The organism is Microbacterium sp. NPDC077391, from assembly GCF_040686955.1.
GTDB classification, from domain to species: Bacteria; Actinomycetota; Actinomycetes; order Actinomycetales; family Microbacteriaceae; genus Microbacterium; species Microbacterium commune.
Map to the genome: position 1 here is coordinate 290,343 of NZ_JBFBMI010000003.1, position 22,627 is coordinate 312,969.

A 22,627-nucleotide genomic window follows, 5' to 3' on the forward strand; every position below is an offset into this window, starting at 1 on the left:
AGGCCGTAACCAACGTCAGGAGGCCCTCATGAAGGGAAAGATCGGACTCGTCATCGGACTCGGCGCGGGCTACGTCCTCGGCAGCCGAGCAGGACGCGAGCGCTACGAGCAGATCCGGACGCAGTGGATGAAGGTCTGGAACCTCGATCCCGTGCAGGAGCAGGTCTCCCGCGTGCAGGACTTCGCGAAGTCGCAGGCCGCTGCTGTTCCCGGTGCTGTCTGGACCGGTGCGGTGAAGGTCGTCAAGGCCGTCTCTAAGTCGGGCACTCCCGGCGAGAAGCTCGACGGCGCGATCGACGCGACGAAGGACGCGGCCGAGAAGGTGGCCGACGCCAAGGAGTCGCACGATTCCACCTCGGGCGGCACGATGGCGCCCGCCAAGCCGGTCGGCTCCGAGGGCGTCGCGCCGAAGAACAAGGGCTGACGCATGCTCCGCGGATACCGCGACCGCGCTGACGACAGCCTGCTGACCCTGCTCGGGGACCTCCCCGAGCTGGTGCGCAACCTCGTCACCGCCGAGATCAACGCTGCCAAGGCGTGGGTCTCGCGCACGGCGAAGGATGCCGGCATGGGCGGGCTGTGGTTCGTCATCGTGCTGTTCCTGCTGTTCTGGGCGATCCCGGTGCTGCTGGCTTTCGGCATCATCGGGTTGAGCTCGTGGTGGCCCGCCTGGCTCTCGGCCCTCGCCGTGTTCGGCTTGCTGCTCGTGTTCATCGTGATCTTCGCTCTGCTCGGTCTGGCGCGGTTCCGCAAGGTGATGAAGCGCCAGAACCCGGGTCAGGCCGTCGCCACCGATGTGCGCATCATCAAGGGAGACTCCGCCAATGACCGATCTTGAGAAGACGGCGCTGCCCAACGCCGCCCTGACCACCACCGAGGTTCCCCGCACGGTCGTGCCGGCGGGGATCACCGATCCCGTCGCCTCGGCTCGCGCCGAACTGCGTGCGGCGCTCGCGGCGATCGAGGTGCGGGGCAACTTCCCTCGTCGCATCGAGAAGGCGACCGCGCGGGGTGTCGTGCGCGCCCGCGCGTTCGCCCATCGCAATCCGCCCGCGGCAGCTGCGGCCGTGGTCGTGGCCGCAGCTGCCGTCGGCGGCCTCGTGTGGGTGCTCGCGCGCGCGATCTCGCGCTGACGACGCCGACGGCCCGCCGTCGAGTTCGCCGCCTTCGCTGAGAAGGGGCAGACTGGAAGCATGTCCGAAACGCGCGATGACAACCCGTCCGGATTCACCCTGTGGGCCGTCTGGCGTCGAAACCCCGACGCGCCGACGATCGAGACCGACGAGAGCGAGCTCGAGGTGCTCGTCGGCCACATCGAGAGCTCTGGGGTGAGCGTCCGCGGCTTCTACGACGTCAGCGGCCTGAAGGCCGACGCCGACCTGATGGTGTGGCTGCACGGCGACACCGTCGAGGAGCTGCAGCGTGCGCTGCGCCGCCTGCGCCGCACCGAGCTGCTGCGCAACCTGCTGCCCGTGTGGAACGTGATGGGCGTGCACCGCGACGCGGAGTTCAACCGCGCGCACGTCCCCGGCTTCCTGCGCGGCGTCGAGCCCAAGCAGTGGCTCTGCCTCTACCCGTTCGTGCGCACCCCCGAGTGGTACCTGATCGAGGAGTCCGAGCGCCGCAAGATGCTCGCCGATCACGGACGCAAGGGCGCAGCCTTCACCGGGGTGATCGCCAACACCGTCGCGGCCTTCGCACTCGGCGACTACGAGTGGCTGCTGCCTCTCGAGTCCGATTCGCCGACCGAACTCGTCGATCTGATGCGCGATCTGCGCTACACCGAGGCCCGTCGCTACGTGAAGGAGGAGGTGCCCTTCTATACGGGGCGCCGCCTGCGTCTCGACGAGATCGCCGAAGTGCTTCAGTGACCGCGCTCGCCCCGATCCGTCTCGGCACCCGCCGCAGCGCGCTCGCACAGGCGCAGTCCGGGCACGTCGCCGACGCGCTCGCCGCGATCGCCGGGCGTCCGGTCGAACTCGTTCCGATCGTCTCGGAGGGAGACACGAACCGGGCATCCCTGTCGGAGATCGGCGGCACCGGCATCTTCGCGAACCGTCTGCGGGAGGCGCTGATCGGGGGCGAGTGCGACATCCTCGTGCACTCCCTGAAGGATCTGCCGACCGCCGTGCCCGCCGAGCTGGTCATCGCGGCGACCCCGCGGCGAGCGGATGCCAGGGACGTCGTCATCACGCGGGGCGGCACACCCCTGCACGAGCTGCGTCACGGCAGCACGGTGGGCACCGGCTCGCCGCGCCGCATCGCGCAGGTGCGCCGCCGCGCGCCGCACGCCCAGGTGGTCGACATCCGCGGCAACGTGGACTCCCGCCTCGAGCGCGTGTCGTCGGGTGAGCTGGATGCCGTGATCCTCGCCGCCGCGGGTCTCACGCGTCTCGGCTCGGAGACGACCCTGCGCCGCGAAGAGCTGGGTCTCACCGAATGGCCGACAGCGCCGGGGCAGGGCGCACTCGCCGTGGAGACGACGGCGGATGCACCGGCGGAGCTGCTCGATGCGCTCAGCCGCCTCGACGACCTCGACACCCGCATCGCGGTGACGGTGGAGCGAGCCGTGCTGGCGGGACTCGAGGCCGGCTGCCAGGCTCCGATGGGGGCACACGCGGTCGTCACGGGAGACAGCATCCGTCTGCGAGCCGTCGTGTACGAGCCCGGTGGCGGCCGCCGAATCGGACTCGACGTCTCCGAGCCCCTGAACAGGGGGTATATTCGACGGAACGGCAGCGGCAACGGAGCGGATGCTGCCGATGGTGCAGACCCGGTGCGCACGGCTCGTGAGCTCGGCGACTCTGCGGCCCATCGGCTGCTCGAACAGGGAGCGGCCGACCTCCTCCCCTGAGAGTGATCGAGATGACTGCTTCCGAAACCAAGACCGCCAGGCCGCTCGACGGCTGGCGCGTTCTCGTGCCGCGGGGTGGCCCCTGGGGTGATAGCGTCGCCGCCAGTCTTCGCGCGATGGGTGCGGTGCCGGTGGTGGCGCCTCTCATCAACTTCGCCCCGACCACCGACCAGGACGCCCTCGACGCGGCGCTCGCTCGTCTGCAGGCCGGCGAGTACGACTGGCTGACCATCACCAGCGCCACGACGGTCGACGTGCTGTACGCGCATCGCGTCGCGATACCGTCGAAGACGAAGGTCGCCGCCGTCGGTGAGACGACCGCGGCGGCTCTGCAGGCCGTGGGGTACGACGTCGCGCTGATGCCCGAGCTCGACAACTCCGCGGCCGGGATGGCCGAGAAGATCATCTCGATCGAACCCGACGCGCAGCGCGTCCTCACCCTGCGCAGCGAGATCGCGAAGCCCGTCCTCTCGGTCATGCTCACGGAGGCGGGGCACGACGTCGACAGCGTGGTCGCCTACCGCACCGTCGGCGTGCCGGTCACCGAGCGCATCCGCCGCGACGTGGAGAACGGCCGCATCAACGCGATCCTGATCACCAGCGGCTCGGTGGCCAAGCAGGTGCGCGAGCAGTTCCCCGAGATCCCCGACACGACGATGCTCGCCGCGATCGGCCCCCGTACCGCGAAGGATGCCGAGAAGGCCGGCCTTCCCGTCACGGCCATCGCCGACAAGCAGACGGTCGACGCGCTGATCGACACGGTCTCGCGGTTCACTCTTCCGCACGCGGCAGACGAGTTCGCGCCGTGAGTCGCTTCCCCGACGCGCGGCTGCGCCGCCTTCGCCAGTCGGCTCCCGTGCGCGACCTCGTGCGCGAGACGTCGCTCGAGCCGCGACAGCTGGTGCTGCCCATGTTCGTGCGCGAGGGTCTCACCGACGCCGCGCCGATCGGCTCCATGCCGGGGGTCGTGCAGCACTCCCTCGATTCGCTGAAGGCGGCCGCGGCGGACGCCGCTGAGGCCGGTCTCGGCGGGGTGATGCTGTTCGGGGTGCCGGCTGAGCGCGACGCGATCGGATCGGGCGCCGACGATCCCGACGGCATCCTGAACGTCGCCACGACGGCGCTGGCCGCCGAGGTCGGCGACGCCCTGGTCGTGCAGACCGACCTGTGTCTCGACGAGTTCACCGACCACGGCCACTGCGGTGTGCTGACCCCGGCGGGAGCGGTGGATAACGACGCGACACTCGAGCGCTACGCGTCGATGGCGCTCGCGCAGGCCCGCGCGGGATCTCAGCTGCTGGGCCTCAGCGGCATGATGGACGGGCAGGTCGCGGTCATCCGCGAAGCGCTCGACGACGAGGGCTTCCACGACACGCTCCTGCTCGCCTATTCGGCCAAGTACGCCAGCGCCTTCTACGGTCCGTTCCGCGAGGCGGTGGACTCCCAGCTGCAGGGTGACCGGCGAACGTACCAGATGGATCCGGGCAACCGCCGCGAAGGCGTGCGCGAGGCGCTGTTCGATCAGGACGAGGGCGCCGACATCGTGATGGTCAAGCCGGCGATGGCGTTCCTGGACGTGCTGCGCGAGGTGCGCGATGCGGTCGACGTGCCGGTGTGGGCGTACCAGGTCTCGGGCGAGTACGCGATGATCGAGGCCGCCGCGGCGAACCGCTGGATCGACCGCCGCGCCGCCGTGCTCGAGTCGCTCATGTCGATCCGCCGGGCCGGCGCCGACGCCGTCCTCAGCTACTGGGCCGTCGAGGCGGCCCGCTGGCTCCGCACCCCCTGACCCCCACCGCCACTCGCTCCGGTATGAGTTCGTGCCGTCTGCATCGCCGCGACGCGGCACGAACTCACACCGGAGCGATGGGCGGGTCGAGAAGTAGAGGAATCCGATGACCGACCGCAACGACTCCCTGTTCGACACCGCCCGCTCCGTGATCCCGGGCGGCGTGAACTCGCCGGTGCGCGCGTACGGCTCGGTCGGCGGGACCCCGCGGTTCCTGGCATCCGCCTCCGGCGCCCGGGTGACGGATGCCGCGGGACGCGAGTACATCGACCTCGTCGCATCGTGGGGCCCCGCGCTGCTCGGTCACGCGCAGCCCGAGGTGGTGCGGGCGGTTCAGGATGCCGCGACCCGCGGCCTCTCGTTCGGAGCACCCACCGAGGGCGAGGTCGAGCTCGCGCAGCTGATCGCCGAGCGGGTGCGCCACGGCGACGTCCGCCCGGTGGAGCGGGTGCGCCTGGTCTCGACGGGCACCGAGGCGACCATGACGGCGATCCGCCTCGCCCGCGGTGCCACCGGACGCGACCTGCTGGTGAAGTTCGCCGGCCACTACCACGGCCACTCCGACGGGCTGCTCGCCGCGGCAGGATCCGGCGTCGCCACGCTCGCGCTGCCGGGATCGGCCGGCGTGCCCGCGCCGATCGCCGCGCAGACTCTCGTGATCGACTACAACGACCCGGACGCCCTGGCCGCTGTGTTCGCCGAGCACGGCGACCGCATCGCCGCGGTGATCGTCGAGGCGGCCTCGGCGAACATGGGCGTGGTCGCACCGCTGCCCGGCTTCAACAGGCTCATCGCCGACACCGCCCACGCGCACGGCGCGCTGATGATCCTCGACGAGGTGCTCACCGGCTTCCGGGTGCACCCTGCGGGATACTGGGGGCTGCAGCAGGAGTCGGGCGAGCAGTACGTTCCCGACATCATCACGTTCGGCAAGGTCGTCGGTGGCGGGATGCCGCTCGCGGCCCTGGGTGGCAGCTCCGCGGTCATGGACATGCTGGCCCCGGTCGGTCCCGTCTACCAGGCGGGCACGCTGTCGGGGAATCCGCTGTCGGTGGCCGCGGGGATCGCGACGCTGCGGCTCGCGACGCCCGAGGTCTACGCACACATCGACGCCGCGGCCGGGCGGCTGTCTGCGTCGCTGGACGCGGCCCTCACCGACGCCGGCGTCGTGCACTCGGTGCCCAGGGCCGGCAGCCTGTTCGGTGTCGCCTTCCTGCCCGAGGCTCCGCGCGACTACGCGACCGCCCAGACGCAGGAGTCGTTCCGGTACGCCCCGTTCTTCCACTCCATGCGCGAGCAGGGCGTGGCGCTGCCGCCCAGCGTGTTCGAAGCGTGGTTCCTCACGGCCGCGCACGGCGACGATGAGCTCGCCGCCATCGAGGCTGCACTGCCCGCGGCGGCTGCGGCCGCGGCATCCGCCTGACCCGACCGTCGCGGTCTGCGCATCCCGGTTCGGGGTTGCCGGTTCAGCACAAGAGGATCGTTGCGCTCCTGTCAGCAAGTCGCGTGCGCGTCGCTCGCGCGGTTTGGCAGACTGGACGCATGGTGACCCTGCTGCTGGATCAGACGCGACTTGAGATCGTGCTCTCGCCGATCGAGCGGGCCTCGACCTTCCACCGCCAGAACGTGCGGGTCGAGCGCGAGCACATCACCAAGGTGCAGCTGACTCAGGATGCCTGGACCTGGCTCCGCGGTGTGCCGGGACCCGGCACGTACATCCCGGGCGTCCTCGCCGCCGGCACGTGGAAGGCCGCCGAGACCACCGACTTCGTGCTGATCCGGCGCAGAAAGCCCAGCGTCGTGATCGACCTCGAAGGCGACGCGCAGTTCCAGAGGCTCATCCTCACCACCCGGCACGGGCTCGCGCTGACCCAGGCGCTCCGGCTCGAGGTCAGCGACCAGCCCGAGGATGTCGTCGACATCGCGACCGGCTCGGTGCCGGTGCAGAAGCAGCGCCCGCGTCCGGTCATCCGTCCGCGGCCGCGCACCGTCTGACCGAAGCGGCGTGTGCCGCGCCCGCCGACCGCGAGATCTCGGACCGTACGAGGCGGAGCGAGCCGTCAGCGATCCTGGTGGCCCTGGTCGTCGTCGTACGAAGCGGGGCCGGTGCTCGGGTCTACGTCAGAGCCCTCTGTCGCGGCATCGGCATCCGCCTCAGCAGACTCCTCGCGGCGCTGGGCACGCGAGCTGTACGGGTAGTCGGGAGCCGGGCCGTCGAAGAAGCGGCTGGCCGCGGCCGACAGCGAGGTGCGCATGGCGGCGAGCCGCGGGTCGTCGTCGCCGTCGTCGACCGTGTCATCGTCGTCGTCGCCTGAGAGCGAGGGTGTCGCGATCGAGATGGCCTCGGTAGCGGGAGCCGCGTTCTCGGACCCTTCGGTGGTGACCGACGCGGGCAGGCCCGTGATCAGCTCGGTGAAGGTCGGCTCGACGGATGCCGACGGCAGCGTCACCGCCTCGGTCGCGAGCGGCAGGATGAGCGGCCGCGTCTCGTCCGAGTGAGTGGTCTCGTCGTCGGCGACAGTGTCGTCCGCGTCGGTGCCGTCAGTGCCGGCGTCGATGTCGGCGTCGTCGTCGATGTCTGCGTCGGCGTCGATGTCGGCGTCGTCGGCTGCGGCTGCGTCTGAATCCGTGTCTGCGTCGGCGCCGTCGGTCTCGGTGCTGGTGGCGGCACCTGCGTCTGTGGCGTCTTCCGCGCCGGTGCCAGCGCCTGAAGCGGACTCGTCGACGTGGTCGCGGGTGGCATCCTCGTCCGCCGCCGACGAGGCGTCTGCCTCGACATCGGTCGCCGTCGCGGCGTCCAGGTCGGTCGCCGTCGCGGCGTCCAGATCGGTCGTCTGCGCGGCATCGGCGTCCGTGTCCGTGACCGTGTCCGAGTCCGTATCGGCATCCGAGCCCATGTCGGCGTCGTCCACCGCGCCCGAGTCGGCGTCCGCGCCCGCGTCGGCCTGGGTGTCCGCGTCGGCATCCGCATCCGCGCCCTCGGCCTCGGCCTCGGCGTCGGCCGCGGCGTTGGCCTCCGGGCCGGAATTCGTGTCCGCGTCCGCATCCGCGCCCGAGTCGGGATCGGTGCCGGAGTCCTCCGACACGGCCTCATCCGCCTCATCCGCGTCATCCGTGTCGGCTGGGGCCGCCCCGTATCCGGCACCGGCTGCTGCGACGGCGCCGCCATCGGCGACGAGAGCGGCCGCGCCCGAGAACGGCACGCCGCCCGCGACGAGGGCCGCGTCGGCAGCGCCGGCGTCCCCGGTGTCGGCGTGCTCCGCAGCAGCGTCGGCATCCGCGGCATCCGTCTCGGCCGGGGCGGCCGGGGCGGCCGGGGCGTCGGGAGCGGTGCCCGGCGCAGCGTCGGCAGCGGCGGTCGCATTCACCGGATCCGACGCGTGCGCCACCCGGTTCGCGGAGGTGTCGAGGCGCGGGCTGTCGGCGCGGCGGCCGTAGACGAGGTCGAGGAAGACCTCCTCGAGGCTGGGGCCGCGCTGCTGCAGCATGGTCAGCGCGACACCGGCTTCGGCGGCGACGGCGCCGACGGCGGCCGAGTCGGAATCGCGCACGGTGACGCCCGAGCGCAGCACGTCGAAGTCGAGCTTCGCAGCCGACAGCGCGGTGATCAGGGGTGCGCGGTTCTCGGCATCCACCACGACCGCGCCGCCCGAGGCATCCGCGAGCTCCGAGATCGGACCGGCGTGCACCGCACGGCCCTTCGAGAGCACGACGACGTCGTCGGCGACCTGCTCGATCTCGCTCAGCACGTGAGACGAGACCAGCACGGTGCGACCCTCATCCGCCAGCCGGCGCATCAGCAGACGCATCCATCGGATGCCCTCGGGGTCGAGTCCGTTGGCCGGCTCATCGAGCACGAGCACGCCCGGGTCGCCGAGCAGCGCCGACGCGACGGCGAGACGCTGCCGCATACCCAGTGAATAGCTGCCGAGGCGGGTGTCGCCGTCGTCCTGCAGGCCGACCAGGTGCAGCACCTCGGCGACCCGAGCGGACGGGATGCCGTTCGCCTTGGCGGCGAGCATCAGCTGGCGACTCGCGGTGCGGCGAGGGCGGTACGCCGACTCCTCGAGGACGGCGCCGATGGTGCGCAGCGGGTGCCGCAGGTCGGAGTAGCTTGCACCGCCGATGGTCGCGGTGCCCGAGGTCGGACGGATCTGGCCGAGCAGGATGCGCAGCGACGTGGTCTTCCCTGCGCCGTTCGGCCCGAGGAATCCGGTGACAGCGCCCGGCTCGACGCGGACGGAGAGGTCGGAAACGGCGGTCACCGCGCCGAAGCGCTTTGTGACCTGGGTGAACTCGAGCACCTGTCCTTCGGGCATGGCGACCTCTCCTGTTCGGGACAATCTCTTCCATCTTCGCGGAAACCTGGGAGAATCCGCGCTTCACCTGCCGGAAACGGGCATCCTCGTGCGCAGATCGGGGCAGATATGCGCAGATCGGAGCAGATCGGAGCAGATCGGGAAGCGGAGTAGCCTGACAGGCGTGACCGACACCGAAGCCGCCACCGTCCTCGTTCGCACCGACAGCTCGCTCGGACGCATCACGCTCAATCGTCCCCGCGCGATCAACGCACTGGATCTCGGGATGATCGACCAGATCACCGCAGCGCTCACCGCGTGGGTCGACGACACCGACGTGCAGACCGTCCTGATCGACGGTGCCGGCGATCGAGGCCTCTGCGCGGGCGGCGACGTGCGTGCCCTGTACGACTCGATCACCGCGGGCCATCCCGATCACATCGCGGAGTTCTTCCGCGCCGAGTACGCGATGAACGCGCTGATCGCCGAGTACCCCAAGCCGATCGTCGTCTTCGCAGACGGCATCACGATGGGCGGTGGCATCGGCCTCGCCGGCCACGCCGCCGTGCGCATCGTGACCGAGCGCTCGCGTCTGGCGATGCCCGAGACGCGCATCGGCTTCACCCCCGACGTCGGCGGCACCTGGCTGCTCGGCCGGGCGCCGGGACGGCTGGGCGAGTACTTCGGCCTCACGGGCCAGAGCATGAGCGCGGCGGATGCCCTGTACCTGGGCTTCGCCGATCACCACGTGCCGTCCGAGAACCTCGACGGCCTGCGCGACGCGCTCGCCACCCGCGCTGATCCGAGCACTCCGAACGAGCTCACCCTGCTGTTCGATGAGACACCGGAGCCGTCTCGGCTTCCCGCCGCGCGTGCGTGGATCGACGAGGCCTTCTCCGCCGACACCGTGGGTGAGATCATGCAGCGGCTGCGGCAGTCGGATGCCCCGGATGCGGCGTCTGCGCTGGCGACGCTGGAGGAGCTCTCACCCACCGCCCTCGCCGTCACCCTCGACGCCGTGCGCGAGGCGCGGGCGATGAGCGGCGTCCGCGAGGCGCTGGAGGGGGAGTACCGCCGCGTCATGTGGTTCGGGCACAACCATCCGGACCTGGTCGAGGGCATCCGGGCACAGCTGGTCGACAAGGACCGCAGCCCGAAGTGGTACCCCGCGACCGTGGCTGAGCTGCCGTCGGATGCCGGTGCGCCGGCGCGGAGCTACGTTCCCGAGCCGCCGCTGTTCTGAGGTAGGTGCTGTTATGAGGGCTGCCGGTCCCGCACCTGGACGGATGTCGGCGGAATGAACGGATGTCGGCGCGGAGCCGCCGATTCGACCTGCACCCGTGCAATCTGCCGACATCCGTGCGAGCACGGTCGCCCGCGGGAGGCGATCGGTCAGATTGAGGCGATGAGCTCGAGCAGACGTCCGACATGCGACGAAGCGACCCGCTCGCTCGCGTACGCCACCGCCGCGTCGCGCGGCGCGGCGAGCAGCGAGCGGTCGGCCTCGAGCCGCTCGATCAGGTCGGCCAGTCCCTCGGCATCCGGCGTCGGGGTGCCGAGCGCGGCCGCCCCGAACTCCGTCGCGAGCACGGGGTCGCTGACGATCACCGGGCGTCCGTGTGCGAAGGCCTCGAGAGCGACCATCGGCTGGTTGTCGAAGCCGAGCGAGGTGATGAGCGCGGCGTCAACGGCATCCATCAGCTCGCCGACCTGCTCACCCGGAACAGGTCCGTGGAACGTCACCCCGGGCACGGGCCGGTGCGTGCCGCCGGCGACGTCGAGGTGCACGCGGCCCTCGCCCAGCCGGCCCGTGACGAGACGCATCGCGTCGAGGGCGACGTCGACGCGCTTCTCGGGCGCGAAGCGCGCCACCCAGAGCAGGCGCAGCGGCCCGTCGTCGGGCGCCGCAGTGACGCGCAGCGGCTGCGCGACGTTCGAGAAGGCCTCCACGCGTCCCGCCCCCGCCTCGCGGAGAGCTGTGGCCTGATGCGTCGAGGGGGAGAGCACGATGTCGGCCCGCTCGGCGACCCGCAGCGTCATGGTGCGAAGAGCGTTGTCGAGCGGGTGGCTGCCGGTGAAGCGGGCGCCGTCGCGGATGCCGGTGAGCCCACGGTGCACGCGAGAGACGAGCGGCGCGAACGGGGCGAGTGCGGCCGGCGAGCGCCAGAAGAAGGTGTGCACGGTGTGCAGCGACGGGATGCCCAGCTGCCGCGCCACGTCGATCGCCGCCGCCGCGAGGGCGAACTCGGAGTGCAGGACGACCGCACCGACACCGTGCCGACGGATCGTCGCGGCGACGAGCGGCTCGAGATCGCGGGCCCGTCCGAGCAGCGGCAGGTCGAGCACCGGGATCGTGCCACGCCTCGGCGGGGAGACCGTGGTGATGCCGTCTGACGTCAGAGCGTCCGCATCCGGTGCCAGGACGACAACCCTCACACCTTCGCCGGCGAGAGCCTGCGCCTGACGGATGAAAGCCGTCTGCGCACCGCCGAGGTACTTCAGCGAGTAGTCGCACACCATCAGCACGGCAGGGCGGGCGGCGTTCTCAGAGGGCATGACAGCGAGTCTATTCAGGGTCGTGCGGCCCGACGCTGTGCGCTACCGTGAGCTGTGACGAGGAGGTCTCATGAGCACGTCGATCGAGCGTCGAGATGGGCGCATGGCCGTGGCCGGGGCATTGCTCGCGGGCGCGGGCGTCGTCAGTGCGGCCATCGCCGCTGTGTTGATGTTCGCCGTCGATGATGCGGATGCGGCACGCGGGTTCGCGTTCGTCGGTATGGTCGGCGTCATCGGCGCCGTCACTGCGGCTGTGAATTCGACAACGAGCGAGCGCAAGGCCGTGTTCGCCACCGGAGGAGTGCTGCTGTTCGTCGCGTCATCCACGATGTTCGGGATGAGCTTCTCCTGAAGCGCAATCGGGCCGCCGGCTGATCCTGTTCCGCTGACAGCGAAGGTCAGCCTTCAGGGGGATACGGATGTCGGCGGATGGTGGCACGATGTGTGATGGCCGCGTCTCGGCCCTCCGAATCCTCACAAGGAAGTCCGCCTGTGCTCGGAAAACTCCTCACCCGCTATCTGAAGCGCTACTGGCCGCTGCTGGTCACGATCGTCGTGCTGCAGTTCGCCAGCGTCATGGCATCCCTCAACCTGCCCGAGATCAACGCCGACATCATCAACAACGGCGTCGCCAAGGCCGACATCGGCTACATCTGGAACCGCGGCGGCTTCATGCTGCTCGTGTCGCTCGGACAGATCCTCGCCTCGATCCTCGCCACCTTCTTCGCCGCGCGCATGGCGATGAGCGCCGGGCGTGACATCCGCGCCGACGTCTTCGCCCGGGTGAGCGGATTCTCCGAGCGGGAGGTGTCGCAGTTCGGCGCGGGCTCGCTGATCACCCGCAACACGAACGACGTGCAGCAGGTGCAGATGCTGGCGATGATGGGCGCGACGATGTTCGTCACCGCCCCGCTGCTGGCGATCGGCGGCATCATCAAGGCCATCCAGACCGACGTCGGGCTCAGCTGGCTGATCGCCGTGTCGGTGCCCCTGCTGCTGATCATCGCGGTCGTGATCATCGGTCGCATGGTGCCGTTGTTCCGTCGCAACCAGGCCAAGCTCGACGACGTCAACCGCATCATGCGCGAGCAGCTGACCGGCGTGCGCGTGGTGCGCGCCTTCGTACGCGAGCGCATCGAAGAGCGTCGGTTCCGTGAGGTCAACACCGACCTCATGGTGCTGGGCCGCAACATCGGCTCGCTGTTCGTGCTGATGTTCCCGCTGTTCATGCTCGTGCTCAACGTCACGATCGTCGCGGTGGTGTGGTTCGGCGGCGTGGAGATCAACGCGGGCAACGCAGAGATCGGCACGATCTTCGCGTTCATGCAGTACATCGGCCAGATCATGATGGGCGTCATCATGTCGAGCTTCATGGCGATGATGATTCCGCGCGCCGCGGTCTCGGCCGAGCGCGTCACCGAGGTGCTCGACGCGGAGTCGTCGATGACCCGTCCCGAGAACGGCGTCACCGCGTTCCCCGAGCCGGGGGCGGTCGCCTTCCGCAACGTCGAGTTCACTTACCCCGGTGCCGAGGTGCCGGTGCTGAACGACATCACCTTCGAGGCCCGGCCTGGTGAGACGGTGGCGATCATCGGATCGACCGGCTCGGGAAAGACCACGCTCGTCTCGCTGATCCCGCGACTCTTCGACGCGACCGGCGGTGTCGTGCAGGTCGGCGGGGTCGACGTGCGCGAGGCCGACCTCGACGCGCTGTGGCAGGGCATCGGACTCGTGCCGCAGCGACCCTTCCTGTTCTCCGGCACCGTGGCATCCAACCTGCGCTACGGGCGGGCGGACGCCACCGACGACGAGCTGTGGGCGGCGCTCGAGATCGCCCAGGGGCGGGACTTCGTCGAGGCGATGCCCGACGGGCTCGAGTCGCGCATCGCCCAGGGCGGCACGAACGTCTCGGGCGGCCAGCGGCAGCGTCTGGCGATCGCCAGGGCGATCGTGCACCGGCCGCGCATCCTCGTGTTCGACGACTCGTTCTCGGCTCTCGACCTGACGACGGATGCCCGGCTGCGCCAGGCGCTGTGGCGAGAGCTTCCCGACGTCACCAAGATCGTCGTCGCGCAGCGCGTCTCGACCATCACGGATGCCGACCGCATCATCGTCCTCGACGACGGTGCCGTGGTGGGCGTGGGCAGGCACGACGAGCTGCTCGTCGCCAGCCCCACGTACCGGGAGATCGTCGAATCGCAGCTGGGGGTGGACGCGTGAGCGGGCAGAGCACGGCGCAGGTCGAGATGACCGCCGCCGAGAAGGAAGAAGCCGAGCTCGCCGAGAAGGCGCGCCTCGAGGGCGGCAGCATGTGGGACGGCCCGGCACCGGGCAAGGCCGACAACTTCGGGCCCAGCTTCAGGCGCATGATCGGGCTGCTCAAGCCCTCCGCCTGGTGGTTCGTGCTGGTGTCGTTCTTCGGCGCCATCGGCGTCGTGCTCGCCGTCGCCGCGCCGAAGGTGCTCGGCGAGGCGACCAACGTCGTCTACGAGGGATTCATCTCGAGCGTGCTCGGCCGGGGCTTCGGCGGTGCGCCCGGTTTCCCGCAGGGCACCAGCCGCGATCAGGTCGTCGAGGCGCTGCGCGGCACCGGACAGGACGAGTTCGCCAACATGATCTCGGCGATGGACGACTTCGCGGTCGGCGACGGAGTCGACTTCGAGCGCCTGCGCTGGATCATCATCGCCGTGCTGGCCATCTACGTCGTCTCCTCGATCCTCAGCTGGCTGCAGGGGTACGTGATCAACGTCATCATGGTGCGCACCATGTGGCGTCTGCGTGAGGACGTCGAGGCGAAGATCAACCGGCTGCCGCTGTCGTACTTCGACAAGGTGCAGCGCGGTGAGCTGATCTCACGCGTCACCAACGACATCGACAACATCACCCAGACCATGCAGCAGTCGCTCTCGGGCGCGCTCACCAGCGTGCTCACGGTGGTCGGCGTGCTGGTCATGATGTTCTCGATCTCGTGGCAGCTGGCGCTGGTCGCCCTCGTCTCGCTGCCGCTCATGGGCGTCATCTTCGGCATCCTCGGTCCGCGCTCGCAGAAGGCCTTCGGCACGCAGTGGCGCAAGGTCGGTCGTCTGAACGCGCGGGTGGAGGAGGCGTTCTCCGGTCACGCACTGGTGAAGGTGTTCGGCCGTGAGAAGGACGCCCTCGAGAGCTTCCAGGTCGAGAACGAGGAGCTGTTCCAGGCGGCGTTCAAGGCGCAGTTCCTCTCGGGCATCATCATGCCCGCGATGATGTTCGTCGGAAACCTGCAGTACGTCGGCATCGCGGTGCTCGGTGGACTGCTCGTCGCGGGCGGCAACCTGCGCCTCGGTGACGTGCAGGCGTTCATCCAGTACTCGCAGCAGTTCAGCCAGCCGCTCAGCGAGCTGGGCGGCATGGCCGCCGTCGTGCAGTCGGGCACCGCCTCGGCCGAGCGGGTGTTCGACCTGCTCGACGCCGAGGAGCAGGATCCGGATGCCGAAGACGCACCCTCCGCGCCGGAGGGCAAGGGCGTCATCGAGTTCGAGCACGTCGCGTTCTCGTACACCTCCGATCGTCCGCTGATCACCGACCTGTCGTTCCGGGTGGAGCCGGGGCAGACCGTCGCGATCGTGGGACCGACCGGCGCGGGCAAGACGACGCTCGTGAACCTCATCATGCGGTTCTACGAGCTCGACTCGGGCCGTATCCTGCTCGACGGTCAGGACATCTCCGAGCTGCGCCGCGACGACCTCCGTGCGCGCACGGGCATGGTCCTGCAGGATCCGTGGCTGTTCGCCGGCAGCATCCGCGAGAACATCCGCTACGGCAACGACGCGGCCACCGACGAGCAGATCGTCGCCGCGGCCGAGGCGACCTACGTCGACCGGTTCGTGCACTCGCTGCCCGAGGGCTACGAGACCGTGCTCGACGAAGACGCCTCGAACGTCTCGGCGGGTGAGCGTCAGCTGATCACCATCGCCCGCGCCTTCGTGTCGCAGCCGTCGATCCTCATCCTCGACGAGGCGACGAGCGCGGTCGACACCCGCACCGAGCTGCTGCTGCAGCAGGCGATGGCGGCGCTTCGCGAGGGGCGCACGTCGTTCGTGATCGCCCATCGCCTGTCGACCATCCGCGACGCCGACCTCATCCTGGTGATGGAGCACGGTGACATCGTCGAGCAGGGCGACCACGACGAGCTGATCGCCCGCCGCGGCGCGTACTGGCGGCTGTACCAGTCGCAGTTCGAGCAGGCGGCGACCGACATCGACGCCGAGGAGGCGATCACAGGCTCTGTGCCCGTGATCGTCGCCGAAGACGCGCACGATGAGCGCGAGGCGATCGTCGAGCAGAAGGTCATCGCCGCCCCTGACACCCGCCAGCTCGGCGAAGCGGTGAAGGAGGCCGAGTCCACGGCATCCGACCCCGAACGCGGCTGATCCCGCGGGGTGCTCGGCTGTCCGTCGGCGCCCCGTCGGAGGGGCGGTCAGTCGTTGTCGAGGCCGAGGAGCGCGAGCGGGTGGGTCAGTCGCCACCAGGCACTCGGCTGGGTGATGTCGTCGGCGAGCGAGACCGAGGCGGTCGCGGTGCCGATGGGGCCCTCGACGGTGAGGGTGCCGACCTCGGCGCCCGCTGACCTCTTGTCGCCGAGCGAGAACGAGGTCGTGGCCGACGCGTCGGAGCCGTTCCAGAGCAGCACGCGCGCGTCGGCATCCGTCACCACGTCGACGCGATCGCCCCACTCGGTGCTGACTCGGCCGACCACGGTTCGCGAGGGAACGGACGGCGGCTGCTCGGCGAGCGTCGTCTCCATCTCGGACAGAAGCTGACGGGTCGCATCCAACCGCTCAGTGTTCCCGACCTGCCCGAGCACCGAGGTGTACAGGCGCACGGTGGTGTCGCCGAACGCGACGTCCTTCGCGGTGAGCAGGTGCCAGCGCGTCAGCGTCCCCGTCTTCACCCCGACCACACCCGGGTCGTCGAGCATCTGGTTGGTGTTGGTGACCACCCCCGCACCGGGGATGTCGGCCGAGCGGGTGGCGACGATCTCGGCGAAGACGGGATTCGCCATCGCGAGCTCGGCGATCTGGATCAGCGCTGCGGGCGGCGCCACATTCGCTTCGCTGAAACCCGAGGGGGAGGCGAGGGTGACGCCCTCGATGCCGCGGTCGCTGAGCCACTTCGCCGACGCCTCGGCGAACCCGCGCTGCGAGCCCCAGATCTCCTTCGCGAGGCGGTCGATGTAGTTGTTCGCCGAGCCCAGCATGACGCCCTGCAGCATCTGATACTCGGTCAGGCTGCCGCCGACCGGCACATCGAGCGACGACTGGTCCATGCTGCGGTAGCGCCAGAACTCGCGGGCGTCCGCGAGGGTGAAGGCGAAGCTCGGGCCCTGCTCGCCGACCTTCAGCGGCAGCTCGTCGAGCACCATCATCACGCTGACCACCTTCGAGATGCTCGCGATCTCGCCGGCCGACGCGGTGGACGCGACCGGTGTCATGCCCTGGATGCCCACGGCCGCACTGCCCGTGGTGGGCCACGTCATGGTCGCGGCCGGAGCGGGAGCGATCTCGATGGTGGATGCCTCGACCACCGGCGCCACCTCGTCCAGCGGCCACAGCAGCATGGTCGAGACGTACGCGCCGCACAGCGCGAGGACGAAGCCGAGCGGCAGGAGCACGCGAGGACGACGCCACTCCGGGGTGAGCCGGGCGCCGGCGAAGAGGTCGCGCGGCTGCGCCCCCCGGGCGTGCTCGTCGAGCAGGTCGGACGGCTCCAACCAGGTCAGTGCTGTGGGCGGGCGGGTGGCGTCCGCCCACTCCGTCTGAGACTCACCGCCCGTGTGCGACTCCTCGGCTGCGCGGGGCTCCTCGGCTGCGCGGGAGCGGGTTCCCGCGGGCTCCGCGGTCGGCAGCGCCGCGTCGGGGGCATCCGCAGCCGCAGCATCCTCGACGGCGAACCGCTCCGGTCCGAGGCTCTCGCCGAACGCGGGAAGCGCCGCCGCACCGGCGGAGGGATGCTCGGCACGTGCGCGAGTGCGCTCGCGCACGGCACGGCGCGTCGCCGGCGTCGTCGACTTGGGGGGAGGTGTCACGCGACCACGCTACAGCCCGGTGTTTCACGGAACGAAACGCCCGCCCCGGATGGTGGCGACCGGGGCTATGATCGTGCCATCACCACGGGAGTCCGGACAGCCGGGCTGAGAGGAAGCGATCCGCGCTTCGACCGTCGAACCTGATCCGGATCATGCCGGCGCAGGGAGGAGTTCAGATGAGCACGTCCATGTCCGCGTCCACCGCGCAGACCACCCCCGCACCCGCCGCTCGCAACCTGCGCTGGCGCGTCGTCGACATCGTCGTCGCCGCCGTGCTCGGCGTCGCGATCGGCCTGCTGTTCTGGGGCTGGAACATCATCGGCGGCGCCTGGTTCGGGGCCGCCGACGCCCTGACCCCCGGATTCGGCGGCATCGCCGTCGGCATCTGGCTGATCGGCGGCGTCATCGGCGGACTCGTGATCCGCAAGCCCGGCGCCGCTCTCGTCGTCGAGCTGATCGCCGCGATCATCTCCATGCTCATCGGCAACGTGTGGGGCGTGTCGACGGTGCTCTCCGGGCTCGTGCAGGGTCTCGGCGCCGAACTGATCTTCGCGCTGTTCCTCTACCGCCGGTTCGGCATCGTCGTCGCCGCCCTCTCGGGCGTGGGTGCGGCGGTGGCCGCGTGGGTCTTCGAGATGTTCTATGGCTCGTCGCCGAACTTCCTCAAGAGCATCGAGTTCAACGCGATCTACCTCGGTGCGCTCGTCATCTCGGGTGCGCTGCTGGCCGGCGTGGTCGGCTGGCTGCTCGTGCGCGCGCTCGCCTCGACGGGGGCGCTGAGCCGGTTCGCGGCCGGCCGGGAAGTGCGCCAGGAGGTCTGAGCGTGTCGTCTCCGGCTCGCGTCACCGCGAACGGGTGGGGCTGGCGCTACGCCGGCCGACGGCTGCCCGCGGTCAGCGACGTCTCGTTCACCATCGAGCCCGGCGAGCGGGTGCTGCTGCTGGGTGCCTCGGGCGCCGGCAAGTCGACGCTGCTCGCCGGCCTCGCCGGCGTGCTCGGCGACGCTGATGAGGGCGAGCGCACCGGTGCGCTGCTCGTCGACGGGGCCGCGCCCGAGTCGCAGCGAGGGCGGATCGGCCTGGTGCTGCAGGACCCGGATGCCGGGGTCGTGCTGTCGAAGGTCGGCGATGACGTGGCCTTCGGCTGCGAGAACCTCGGCGTGCCGGCAGACGAGATCCCCGGCCGCGTCGCATCGGCGCTCGAGTCCGTCGGTCTCGATGTGCCGCTGGATCGTCCCACGAAAGCCCTCTCGGGTGGCCAGAAGCAGCGCCTCGCGCTGGCCGGCGTCCTCGCGATGCAGCCCGGTCTGCTGCTGCTCGACGAGCCGACCGCGAACCTCGACCCGGCCGGGGTGCGGGAGGTGCGCGACAGCGTCGGCAGGGCGCTGGAGGCCACCGGCGCCACGTTCGTCGTCGTCGAGCACCGCACCGAGGTCTGGCTCGATCTGCTGACCCGCGTCATCGTGCTCGCCGCCGACGGCGGCCTGCTCGCAGACGGTCCGCCCGCGGTCGTGTTCGCGCAGCACGGCGATGCGCTCGCCGATGCGGGAGTGTGGGTGCCCCACCACGACATCGATGTGCCGGTGCTCCCGTCCGCCGATCCCGTGACGGGCGCGGTGCTCGAGACGGCCGATCTCGCCGTGTCGCGTGACGGTCGCACCGCCGTGCAGAGCAGGCTCGAGCTGCGGATACCGCGCGCGGCGGCGACGGTCGTCACCGGACCCAACGGTGCCGGCAAGTCCACGCTCGCGCTCACCCTCGCGGGTCTGCTGCCGGAACTGCAGGGAACGGTGCTCGCCGCACCCGACCTGGCCGGCCGATCCGGCCGCCGGCCCTCGCGCTGGAGGTCACGTGAGCTGCTGACCCGGATCGGAACCGTCTTCCAGGAGCCGGAGCACCAGTTCCTCGCCCGGACTCTGCGCGACGAGCTGGCCGTCGGTCCCCGGGCGCTCCGGCTGTCTGACACGCAGGTCGATGCGGTCGTCGACGACCTTCTCGAGCGCCTGCACCTCGCTCCGCTCGCGCTCGCGAATCCGTTCACGCTCAGCGGCGGACAGAAGCGGCGGCTGTCGGTGGCGACCGTGCTGGCGGCCGCTCCGCAGGTGCTCGTGCTCGACGAGCCCACCTTCGGTCAGGATCGACGCGGATGGATCGGGCTCGTGGAGCTGCTGCAGGCGGAGGTTCACGCGGGTCGGACGGTGATCGCCGTCAGTCACGATGACGCGGTGGTGCGCCACCTCGGCGGGCATCGCATCCAGCTCGATCCGGCGCCGGGAGACGGCCATCGACCATCGCCGGCTGACGTCCGAAGGGGGCGGCGATGACGACCACGACGACCCGTTCGACGCCGACGCGGTCCACTCCTCCCGGCGCAGCCGATCGCCCGGCATGGCTCGACGAGGTGAATCCCGTCACGAAGATCGTGCTCGCGCTGCTGCTGTCGGTGCCGCTATTCGCGTCGATCGACCCGGTGAGCGCCCTGGTGGCCATCGCCCTGCAGCTGCTCTGCCTGCCGTTGACCGGCCTGCCCGTGCGCACCGTGCTGCTGCGGCTGCTGCCCATCGCCCTGTTCTCGCCGATCGCCGGACTCAGCATGCTGCTCTACGCCGAGCCGGAGGGGGAGGTGTTCTTCCGCTTCGGCTTCGCCGCCATCAGCGAGGGGTCGATCGCGCTCGCCGTGGCGGTGACGCTGCGCGTGATCGCCCTCGGTCTGCCGACCATCCTGCTGTTCGCACGCACGGATCCGACCGAGCTCGGCGATGCCCTCGCGCAGGTCGCGCACCTGCCGAGCCGGTTCGTGCTCGGGGCGCTGGCCGGAGCGAGGATGCTGGGGCTCTTCATCGACGACTGGCGCACCATGTCGCTGGCCCGACGTGCGCGGGGTGTGGGTGATCACGGCGCGCTGCGTCGCTTCTTCTCGATGGCCTTCGTCCTGCTCGTCTTCGCGGTGCGCCGCGGCACCAAGCTGGCGATGGCGATGGAGGCGCGGGGGTTCGGCTCGAGAATCGAGCGCACGTGGTCGCGTCCCTCGCGCCTGCACGCCCGCGACGGTGCGGCGCTGCTCGGCGGCATCGCGATCATGGCACTCGCCATCGCCGCGGCGGTCGTGACAGGGGTCTTCCGGTTCGTGTGGAGCTGACTCGGTACCCGTCGTCGGGCGAGGCGCTGTCGTAGGCTCGTTCGCGACGAGGGTCCATGGTCTCAGCATCCATCCGCCCGCATCCGCCGGGGCACTCATCCGTCGGGACACTCGGGGCCACGTATGCTGAGACTCAGTCGCATTCGGCGTCCGACCGAGGCCGAGCCGTTCGAAGGAGAACACGATGCAGATCACGGGACAGGGCGCGCTCATCACGGGCGGCGCCAGCGGACTCGGGCTCGCCACGGCGCGCAGGCTCTCGGCCGCCGGAGCGCGGGTCGCGATCATCGACCTGCCGTCCTCCGCGGGTGAGGAGATCGCCGCCGAGCTCGGCGGGCTGTTCCTGCCTGCCGACGTGACCAGTTCCGAGCAGATCGCCGCCGCCGTGGCATCCGCGCACACCGTCGCACCGCTGCGCATCGTCGTCAGTTGCGCGGGCATCGCCCCGCCGGCGAAGGTTCTCGACCGGGACGGCAACCCCGCCGACCTCGACGCGTTCGAGCGCATCGTGCGCATCAACCTCGTGGGCACCTTCAATGTCATCTCGCAGGCCGCCGCCGTCATCGCCCAGACCGAGCCGACCGACGGCGGCGATCGAGGCGTCATCGTGAACACCGCCAGTGTCGCCGCGTTCGACGGGCAGATCGGCCAGCCCGCCTACTCGGCGTCGAAGGGCGGAGTGCACGCCATGACCCTGCCGATCGCACGAGAGCTCGCGCGTCACGGCATCCGGGTCTGCACGATCGCTCCCGGCATCATGGAGACCCCGATGCTCGCCGGCCTCCCGCAGGCCGCCCAGGACTCCCTGGGTCAGCAGGTGCCGTATCCGTCGCGCCTCGGCAGGCCCGACGAGTACGCGGCGCTCGTCGAGCACATCGTCACCAACGGCTACCTCAACGGCGAGACCATCCGTCTCGACGGCGCCATCCGCATGGCCCCGAAGTAACCCCCCCCCGCCGGCCCTTCGAATCGCTCATATTGCCTCGAAACCCTCCGGGTTCGAGCAATATGAGCGATTCGAAGCCAGAGACCTCCAGGAGAGAAACCATGTCCCTTGCAGGCAAGACCATTCTGATGTCGGGCGGCAGCCGCGGCATCGGCCTCGCCATCGCGCTGCGCGCTGCGGCCGACGGCGCCAACATCGCGATGCTCGCCAAGACCGACACCCCGCATCCGAAGCTCGAGGGCACGGTGCATTCCGCGGCCGACGCGATCCGCGCGGCCGGCGGGCAGGCTCTGCCGATCGTGGGCGATGTGCGCGACGATGCCCAGGTCACCGAGGCCGTCCTGAAGACGCAGGGCGAGTTCGGCGGCATCGACGTCGTCATCAACAACGCCAGCGTCATCGACCTGTCGCGCTCGCTCGACCTGTCCGCCAAGAAGTACGACCTCATGCAGGACGTGAACGTGCGCGGCACGTTCATGCTCTCCCGCGCGGCCGTGCCCGTGCTGCGCGACTCGGCGAACCCGCACATCCTGTCGCTGTCGCCCCCGCTGAACCTCTCGCCCAAGTGGCTGGGCGCGCACACCGGGTACACGCTGGCGAAGTACGGCATGACGATGGCGACGCTGGGTCTGGCTGCCGAGTTCGCGGATGCCGGCATCGCAGCGAACACGCTGTGGCCGCGCACCACGATCGCCACCGCGGCCGTGCAGAACCTGCTGGGCGGCGACCGGGTGATGGCGGCCAGCCGCACCGCCGACATCTACGCCGACGCCGCGTATTCGGTGATCACCAAGCCCGCCTCGTCGTACACCGGTCAGACCCTGATCGTCGAGGACGTGCTCGAGGCCGACGGGGTCACCGACTTCTCGTCGTACGCCGCGGTGCCGGGCACGCCGGACGACCGCCTGTTCCCGGACATCTTCCTCGACTGACCGGCCGGCCGGCCGACTGACCGGCCGCGCGATTGACCGACTGATCGGCC

21 protein-coding genes and 1 riboswitch are annotated in these 22,627 nt (G+C 70.4%); of the genes, 18 read left to right on the forward strand and 3 right to left on the reverse strand.

Annotated elements, in window-relative coordinates; translation table 11 throughout:
* Positions 1-28 precede the first annotated feature (28 nt).
* The 9 genes from AB0O65_RS09585 to AB0O65_RS09625 all read left to right on the forward strand — a co-directional run bounded on the left by AB0O65_RS09585 (position 29) and on the right by AB0O65_RS09625 (position 6,638).
* Complete coding sequence (locus tag AB0O65_RS09585) at positions 29-424, forward strand: hypothetical protein (RefSeq protein ID WP_313479494.1); 396 nt, start codon at positions 29-31, stop codon at positions 422-424.
* 3 nt (positions 425-427) lie between these two features.
* The gene (locus AB0O65_RS09590; RefSeq protein WP_071642080.1) at positions 428-838 is read left to right on the forward strand and encodes a phage holin family protein; all 411 of its coding nucleotides are present in this window, start codon (positions 428-430) and stop codon (positions 836-838) included.
* The gene (locus AB0O65_RS09595; RefSeq protein ID WP_313479498.1) at positions 825-1,133 is read left to right on the forward strand and encodes a hypothetical protein; all 309 of its coding nucleotides are present in this window, start codon (positions 825-827) and stop codon (positions 1,131-1,133) included. The genes AB0O65_RS09590 and AB0O65_RS09595 overlap by 14 nt, the downstream gene beginning before the upstream one ends.
* A gap of 60 nt (positions 1,134-1,193) precedes the next feature.
* Positions 1,194-1,871 (forward strand): hydrogen peroxide-dependent heme synthase, encoded by a 678-nt coding sequence (hemQ, locus tag AB0O65_RS09600; protein WP_071642084.1) that lies wholly within the window; start codon positions 1,194-1,196, stop codon positions 1,869-1,871.
* Positions 1,868-2,854 carry a hydroxymethylbilane synthase gene (gene hemC / locus AB0O65_RS09605; protein ID WP_313479502.1) on the forward strand — a complete coding sequence of 329 codons (987 nt, stop codon included), beginning with the start codon at positions 1,868-1,870 and terminating at the stop codon, positions 2,852-2,854. Before hemQ ends, hemC begins: the two co-directional genes overlap by 4 nt.
* Before the next feature lie 11 nt (positions 2,855-2,865).
* Positions 2,866-3,663 (forward strand): uroporphyrinogen-III synthase, encoded by a 798-nt coding sequence (locus AB0O65_RS09610; protein WP_071642103.1) that lies wholly within the window; start codon positions 2,866-2,868, stop codon positions 3,661-3,663.
* A complete protein-coding gene (gene hemB, locus AB0O65_RS09615) occupies positions 3,660-4,643 on the forward strand; it encodes a porphobilinogen synthase (RefSeq protein WP_071642088.1) in 984 nt (327 codons plus the stop codon). Before AB0O65_RS09610 ends, hemB begins: the two co-directional genes overlap by 4 nt.
* 106 nt (positions 4,644-4,749) lie before the next feature.
* A complete protein-coding gene (locus AB0O65_RS09620; protein WP_363384497.1) occupies positions 4,750-6,066 on the forward strand; it encodes a glutamate-1-semialdehyde 2,1-aminomutase in 1,317 nt (438 codons plus the stop codon).
* A gap of 119 nt (positions 6,067-6,185) precedes the next feature.
* Positions 6,186-6,638 carry a hypothetical protein gene (locus AB0O65_RS09625; RefSeq protein ID WP_191712545.1) on the forward strand — a complete coding sequence of 151 codons (453 nt, stop codon included), beginning with the start codon at positions 6,186-6,188 and terminating at the stop codon, positions 6,636-6,638.
* 65 nt (positions 6,639-6,703) lie between these two features.
* Here the strand turns inward: AB0O65_RS09625 and AB0O65_RS09630 are convergent, their stop codons facing one another.
* Positions 6,704-8,962 carry an ATP-binding cassette domain-containing protein gene (locus AB0O65_RS09630; RefSeq protein ID WP_363384501.1) on the reverse strand — a complete coding sequence of 753 codons (2,259 nt, stop codon included), beginning with the start codon at positions 8,960-8,962 and terminating at the stop codon, positions 6,704-6,706.
* A gap of 163 nt (positions 8,963-9,125) precedes the next feature.
* On the opposite strand from AB0O65_RS09630, the gene AB0O65_RS09635 reads away from it, so the two are divergent.
* The gene (locus AB0O65_RS09635; protein ID WP_363384504.1) at positions 9,126-10,184 is read left to right on the forward strand and encodes an enoyl-CoA hydratase/isomerase family protein; all 1,059 of its coding nucleotides are present in this window, start codon (positions 9,126-9,128) and stop codon (positions 10,182-10,184) included.
* A 149-nt stretch (positions 10,185-10,333) separates the two neighbouring features.
* On the opposite strand, the gene AB0O65_RS09640 is transcribed toward AB0O65_RS09635, so the two are convergent.
* Entirely contained in the window at positions 10,334-11,497 is a 1,164-nt protein-coding gene (locus AB0O65_RS09640) for a glycosyltransferase family 4 protein (RefSeq protein WP_313479516.1), read from the reverse strand.
* A gap of 70 nt (positions 11,498-11,567) precedes the next feature.
* Here AB0O65_RS09640 and AB0O65_RS09645 point away from each other — a divergent pair, with 70 nt between their 5' ends.
* The 3 genes from AB0O65_RS09645 to AB0O65_RS09655 all read left to right on the forward strand — a co-directional run bounded on the left by AB0O65_RS09645 (position 11,568) and on the right by AB0O65_RS09655 (position 15,906).
* Entirely contained in the window at positions 11,568-11,849 is a 282-nt protein-coding gene (locus AB0O65_RS09645) for a hypothetical protein (protein ID WP_363384507.1), read from the forward strand.
* Between the two features lie 140 nt (positions 11,850-11,989).
* Positions 11,990-13,717, forward strand: coding sequence for an ABC transporter ATP-binding protein (locus tag AB0O65_RS09650; protein WP_363384510.1), 1,728 nt, complete (start codon positions 11,990-11,992; stop codon positions 13,715-13,717).
* A 26-nt stretch (positions 13,718-13,743) separates the two neighbouring features.
* Positions 13,744-15,906, forward strand: a complete 2,163-nt coding sequence (locus tag AB0O65_RS09655; protein ID WP_083428818.1) for an ABC transporter ATP-binding protein — start codon at positions 13,744-13,746, stop codon at positions 15,904-15,906.
* Positions 15,907-15,953: 47 nt separating this feature from the next.
* On the opposite strand, the gene AB0O65_RS09660 is transcribed toward AB0O65_RS09655, so the two are convergent.
* Positions 15,954-17,561 (reverse strand): D-alanyl-D-alanine carboxypeptidase, encoded by a 1,608-nt coding sequence (locus tag AB0O65_RS09660; RefSeq protein WP_363384513.1) that lies wholly within the window; start codon positions 17,559-17,561, stop codon positions 15,954-15,956.
* 74 nt (positions 17,562-17,635) lie between these two features.
* Positions 17,636-17,745, forward strand: a riboswitch (TPP riboswitch).
* 4 nt (positions 17,746-17,749) lie between these two features.
* Here AB0O65_RS09660 and AB0O65_RS09665 point away from each other — a divergent pair.
* From AB0O65_RS09665 to AB0O65_RS09685, 5 genes are all read left to right on the forward strand, one after another.
* A complete protein-coding gene (locus AB0O65_RS09665) occupies positions 17,750-18,382 on the forward strand; it encodes an ECF transporter S component (RefSeq protein ID WP_071644823.1) in 633 nt (210 codons plus the stop codon).
* Positions 18,383-18,384: 2 nt separating this feature from the next.
* Positions 18,385-19,884: an ABC transporter ATP-binding protein gene (locus AB0O65_RS09670; protein ID WP_363384516.1), complete on the forward strand. Its 1,500-nt coding sequence runs from the start codon at positions 18,385-18,387 to the stop codon at positions 19,882-19,884.
* The gene (locus tag AB0O65_RS09675; RefSeq protein WP_363384519.1) at positions 19,881-20,699 is read left to right on the forward strand and encodes an energy-coupling factor transporter transmembrane component T; all 819 of its coding nucleotides are present in this window, start codon (positions 19,881-19,883) and stop codon (positions 20,697-20,699) included. Before AB0O65_RS09670 ends, AB0O65_RS09675 begins: the two co-directional genes overlap by 4 nt.
* A gap of 184 nt (positions 20,700-20,883) precedes the next feature.
* Positions 20,884-21,645, forward strand: a complete 762-nt coding sequence (locus tag AB0O65_RS09680) for a 3-hydroxyacyl-CoA dehydrogenase (protein WP_363384522.1) — start codon at positions 20,884-20,886, stop codon at positions 21,643-21,645.
* Between the two features lie 101 nt (positions 21,646-21,746).
* A complete protein-coding gene (locus tag AB0O65_RS09685; RefSeq protein ID WP_363384525.1) occupies positions 21,747-22,577 on the forward strand; it encodes an NAD(P)-dependent oxidoreductase in 831 nt (276 codons plus the stop codon).
* Positions 22,578-22,627 lie beyond the last annotated feature (50 nt).

Excerpts from the sequence above, each read along its gene's own strand:
- AB0O65_RS09585 (WP_313479494.1), top strand. The coding sequence starts at position 29 with ATGAAGGGAAAGATCGGACTCGTCATCGGACTCGGCGCGGGCTACGTC.
- AB0O65_RS09590 (WP_071642080.1), top strand. The coding sequence starts at position 428 with ATGCTCCGCGGATACCGCGACCGCGCTGACGACAGCCTGCTGACCCTG.
- AB0O65_RS09595 (WP_313479498.1), top strand. The coding sequence starts at position 825 with ATGACCGATCTTGAGAAGACGGCGCTGCCCAACGCCGCCCTGACCACC.
- hemQ (WP_071642084.1), top strand. The coding sequence starts at position 1,194 with ATGTCCGAAACGCGCGATGACAACCCGTCCGGATTCACCCTGTGGGCC.
- AB0O65_RS09610 (WP_071642103.1), top strand. The coding sequence starts at position 2,866 with ATGACTGCTTCCGAAACCAAGACCGCCAGGCCGCTCGACGGCTGGCGC.
- AB0O65_RS09620 (WP_363384497.1), top strand. The coding sequence starts at position 4,750 with ATGACCGACCGCAACGACTCCCTGTTCGACACCGCCCGCTCCGTGATC.
- AB0O65_RS09625 (WP_191712545.1), top strand. The coding sequence starts at position 6,186 with ATGGTGACCCTGCTGCTGGATCAGACGCGACTTGAGATCGTGCTCTCG.
- AB0O65_RS09630 (WP_363384501.1), bottom strand. The coding sequence starts at position 8,962 with ATGCCCGAAGGACAGGTGCTCGAGTTCACCCAGGTCACAAAGCGCTTC.
- AB0O65_RS09640 (WP_313479516.1), bottom strand. The coding sequence starts at position 11,497 with ATGCCCTCTGAGAACGCCGCCCGCCCTGCCGTGCTGATGGTGTGCGAC.
- AB0O65_RS09645 (WP_363384507.1), top strand. The coding sequence starts at position 11,568 with ATGAGCACGTCGATCGAGCGTCGAGATGGGCGCATGGCCGTGGCCGGG.
- AB0O65_RS09655 (WP_083428818.1), top strand. The coding sequence starts at position 13,744 with ATGACCGCCGCCGAGAAGGAAGAAGCCGAGCTCGCCGAGAAGGCGCGC.
- AB0O65_RS09665 (WP_071644823.1), top strand. The coding sequence starts at position 17,750 with ATGTCCGCGTCCACCGCGCAGACCACCCCCGCACCCGCCGCTCGCAAC.
- AB0O65_RS09675 (WP_363384519.1), top strand. The coding sequence starts at position 19,881 with ATGACGACCACGACGACCCGTTCGACGCCGACGCGGTCCACTCCTCCC.
- AB0O65_RS09680 (WP_363384522.1), top strand. The coding sequence starts at position 20,884 with ATGCAGATCACGGGACAGGGCGCGCTCATCACGGGCGGCGCCAGCGGA.
- AB0O65_RS09685 (WP_363384525.1), top strand. The coding sequence starts at position 21,747 with ATGTCCCTTGCAGGCAAGACCATTCTGATGTCGGGCGGCAGCCGCGGC.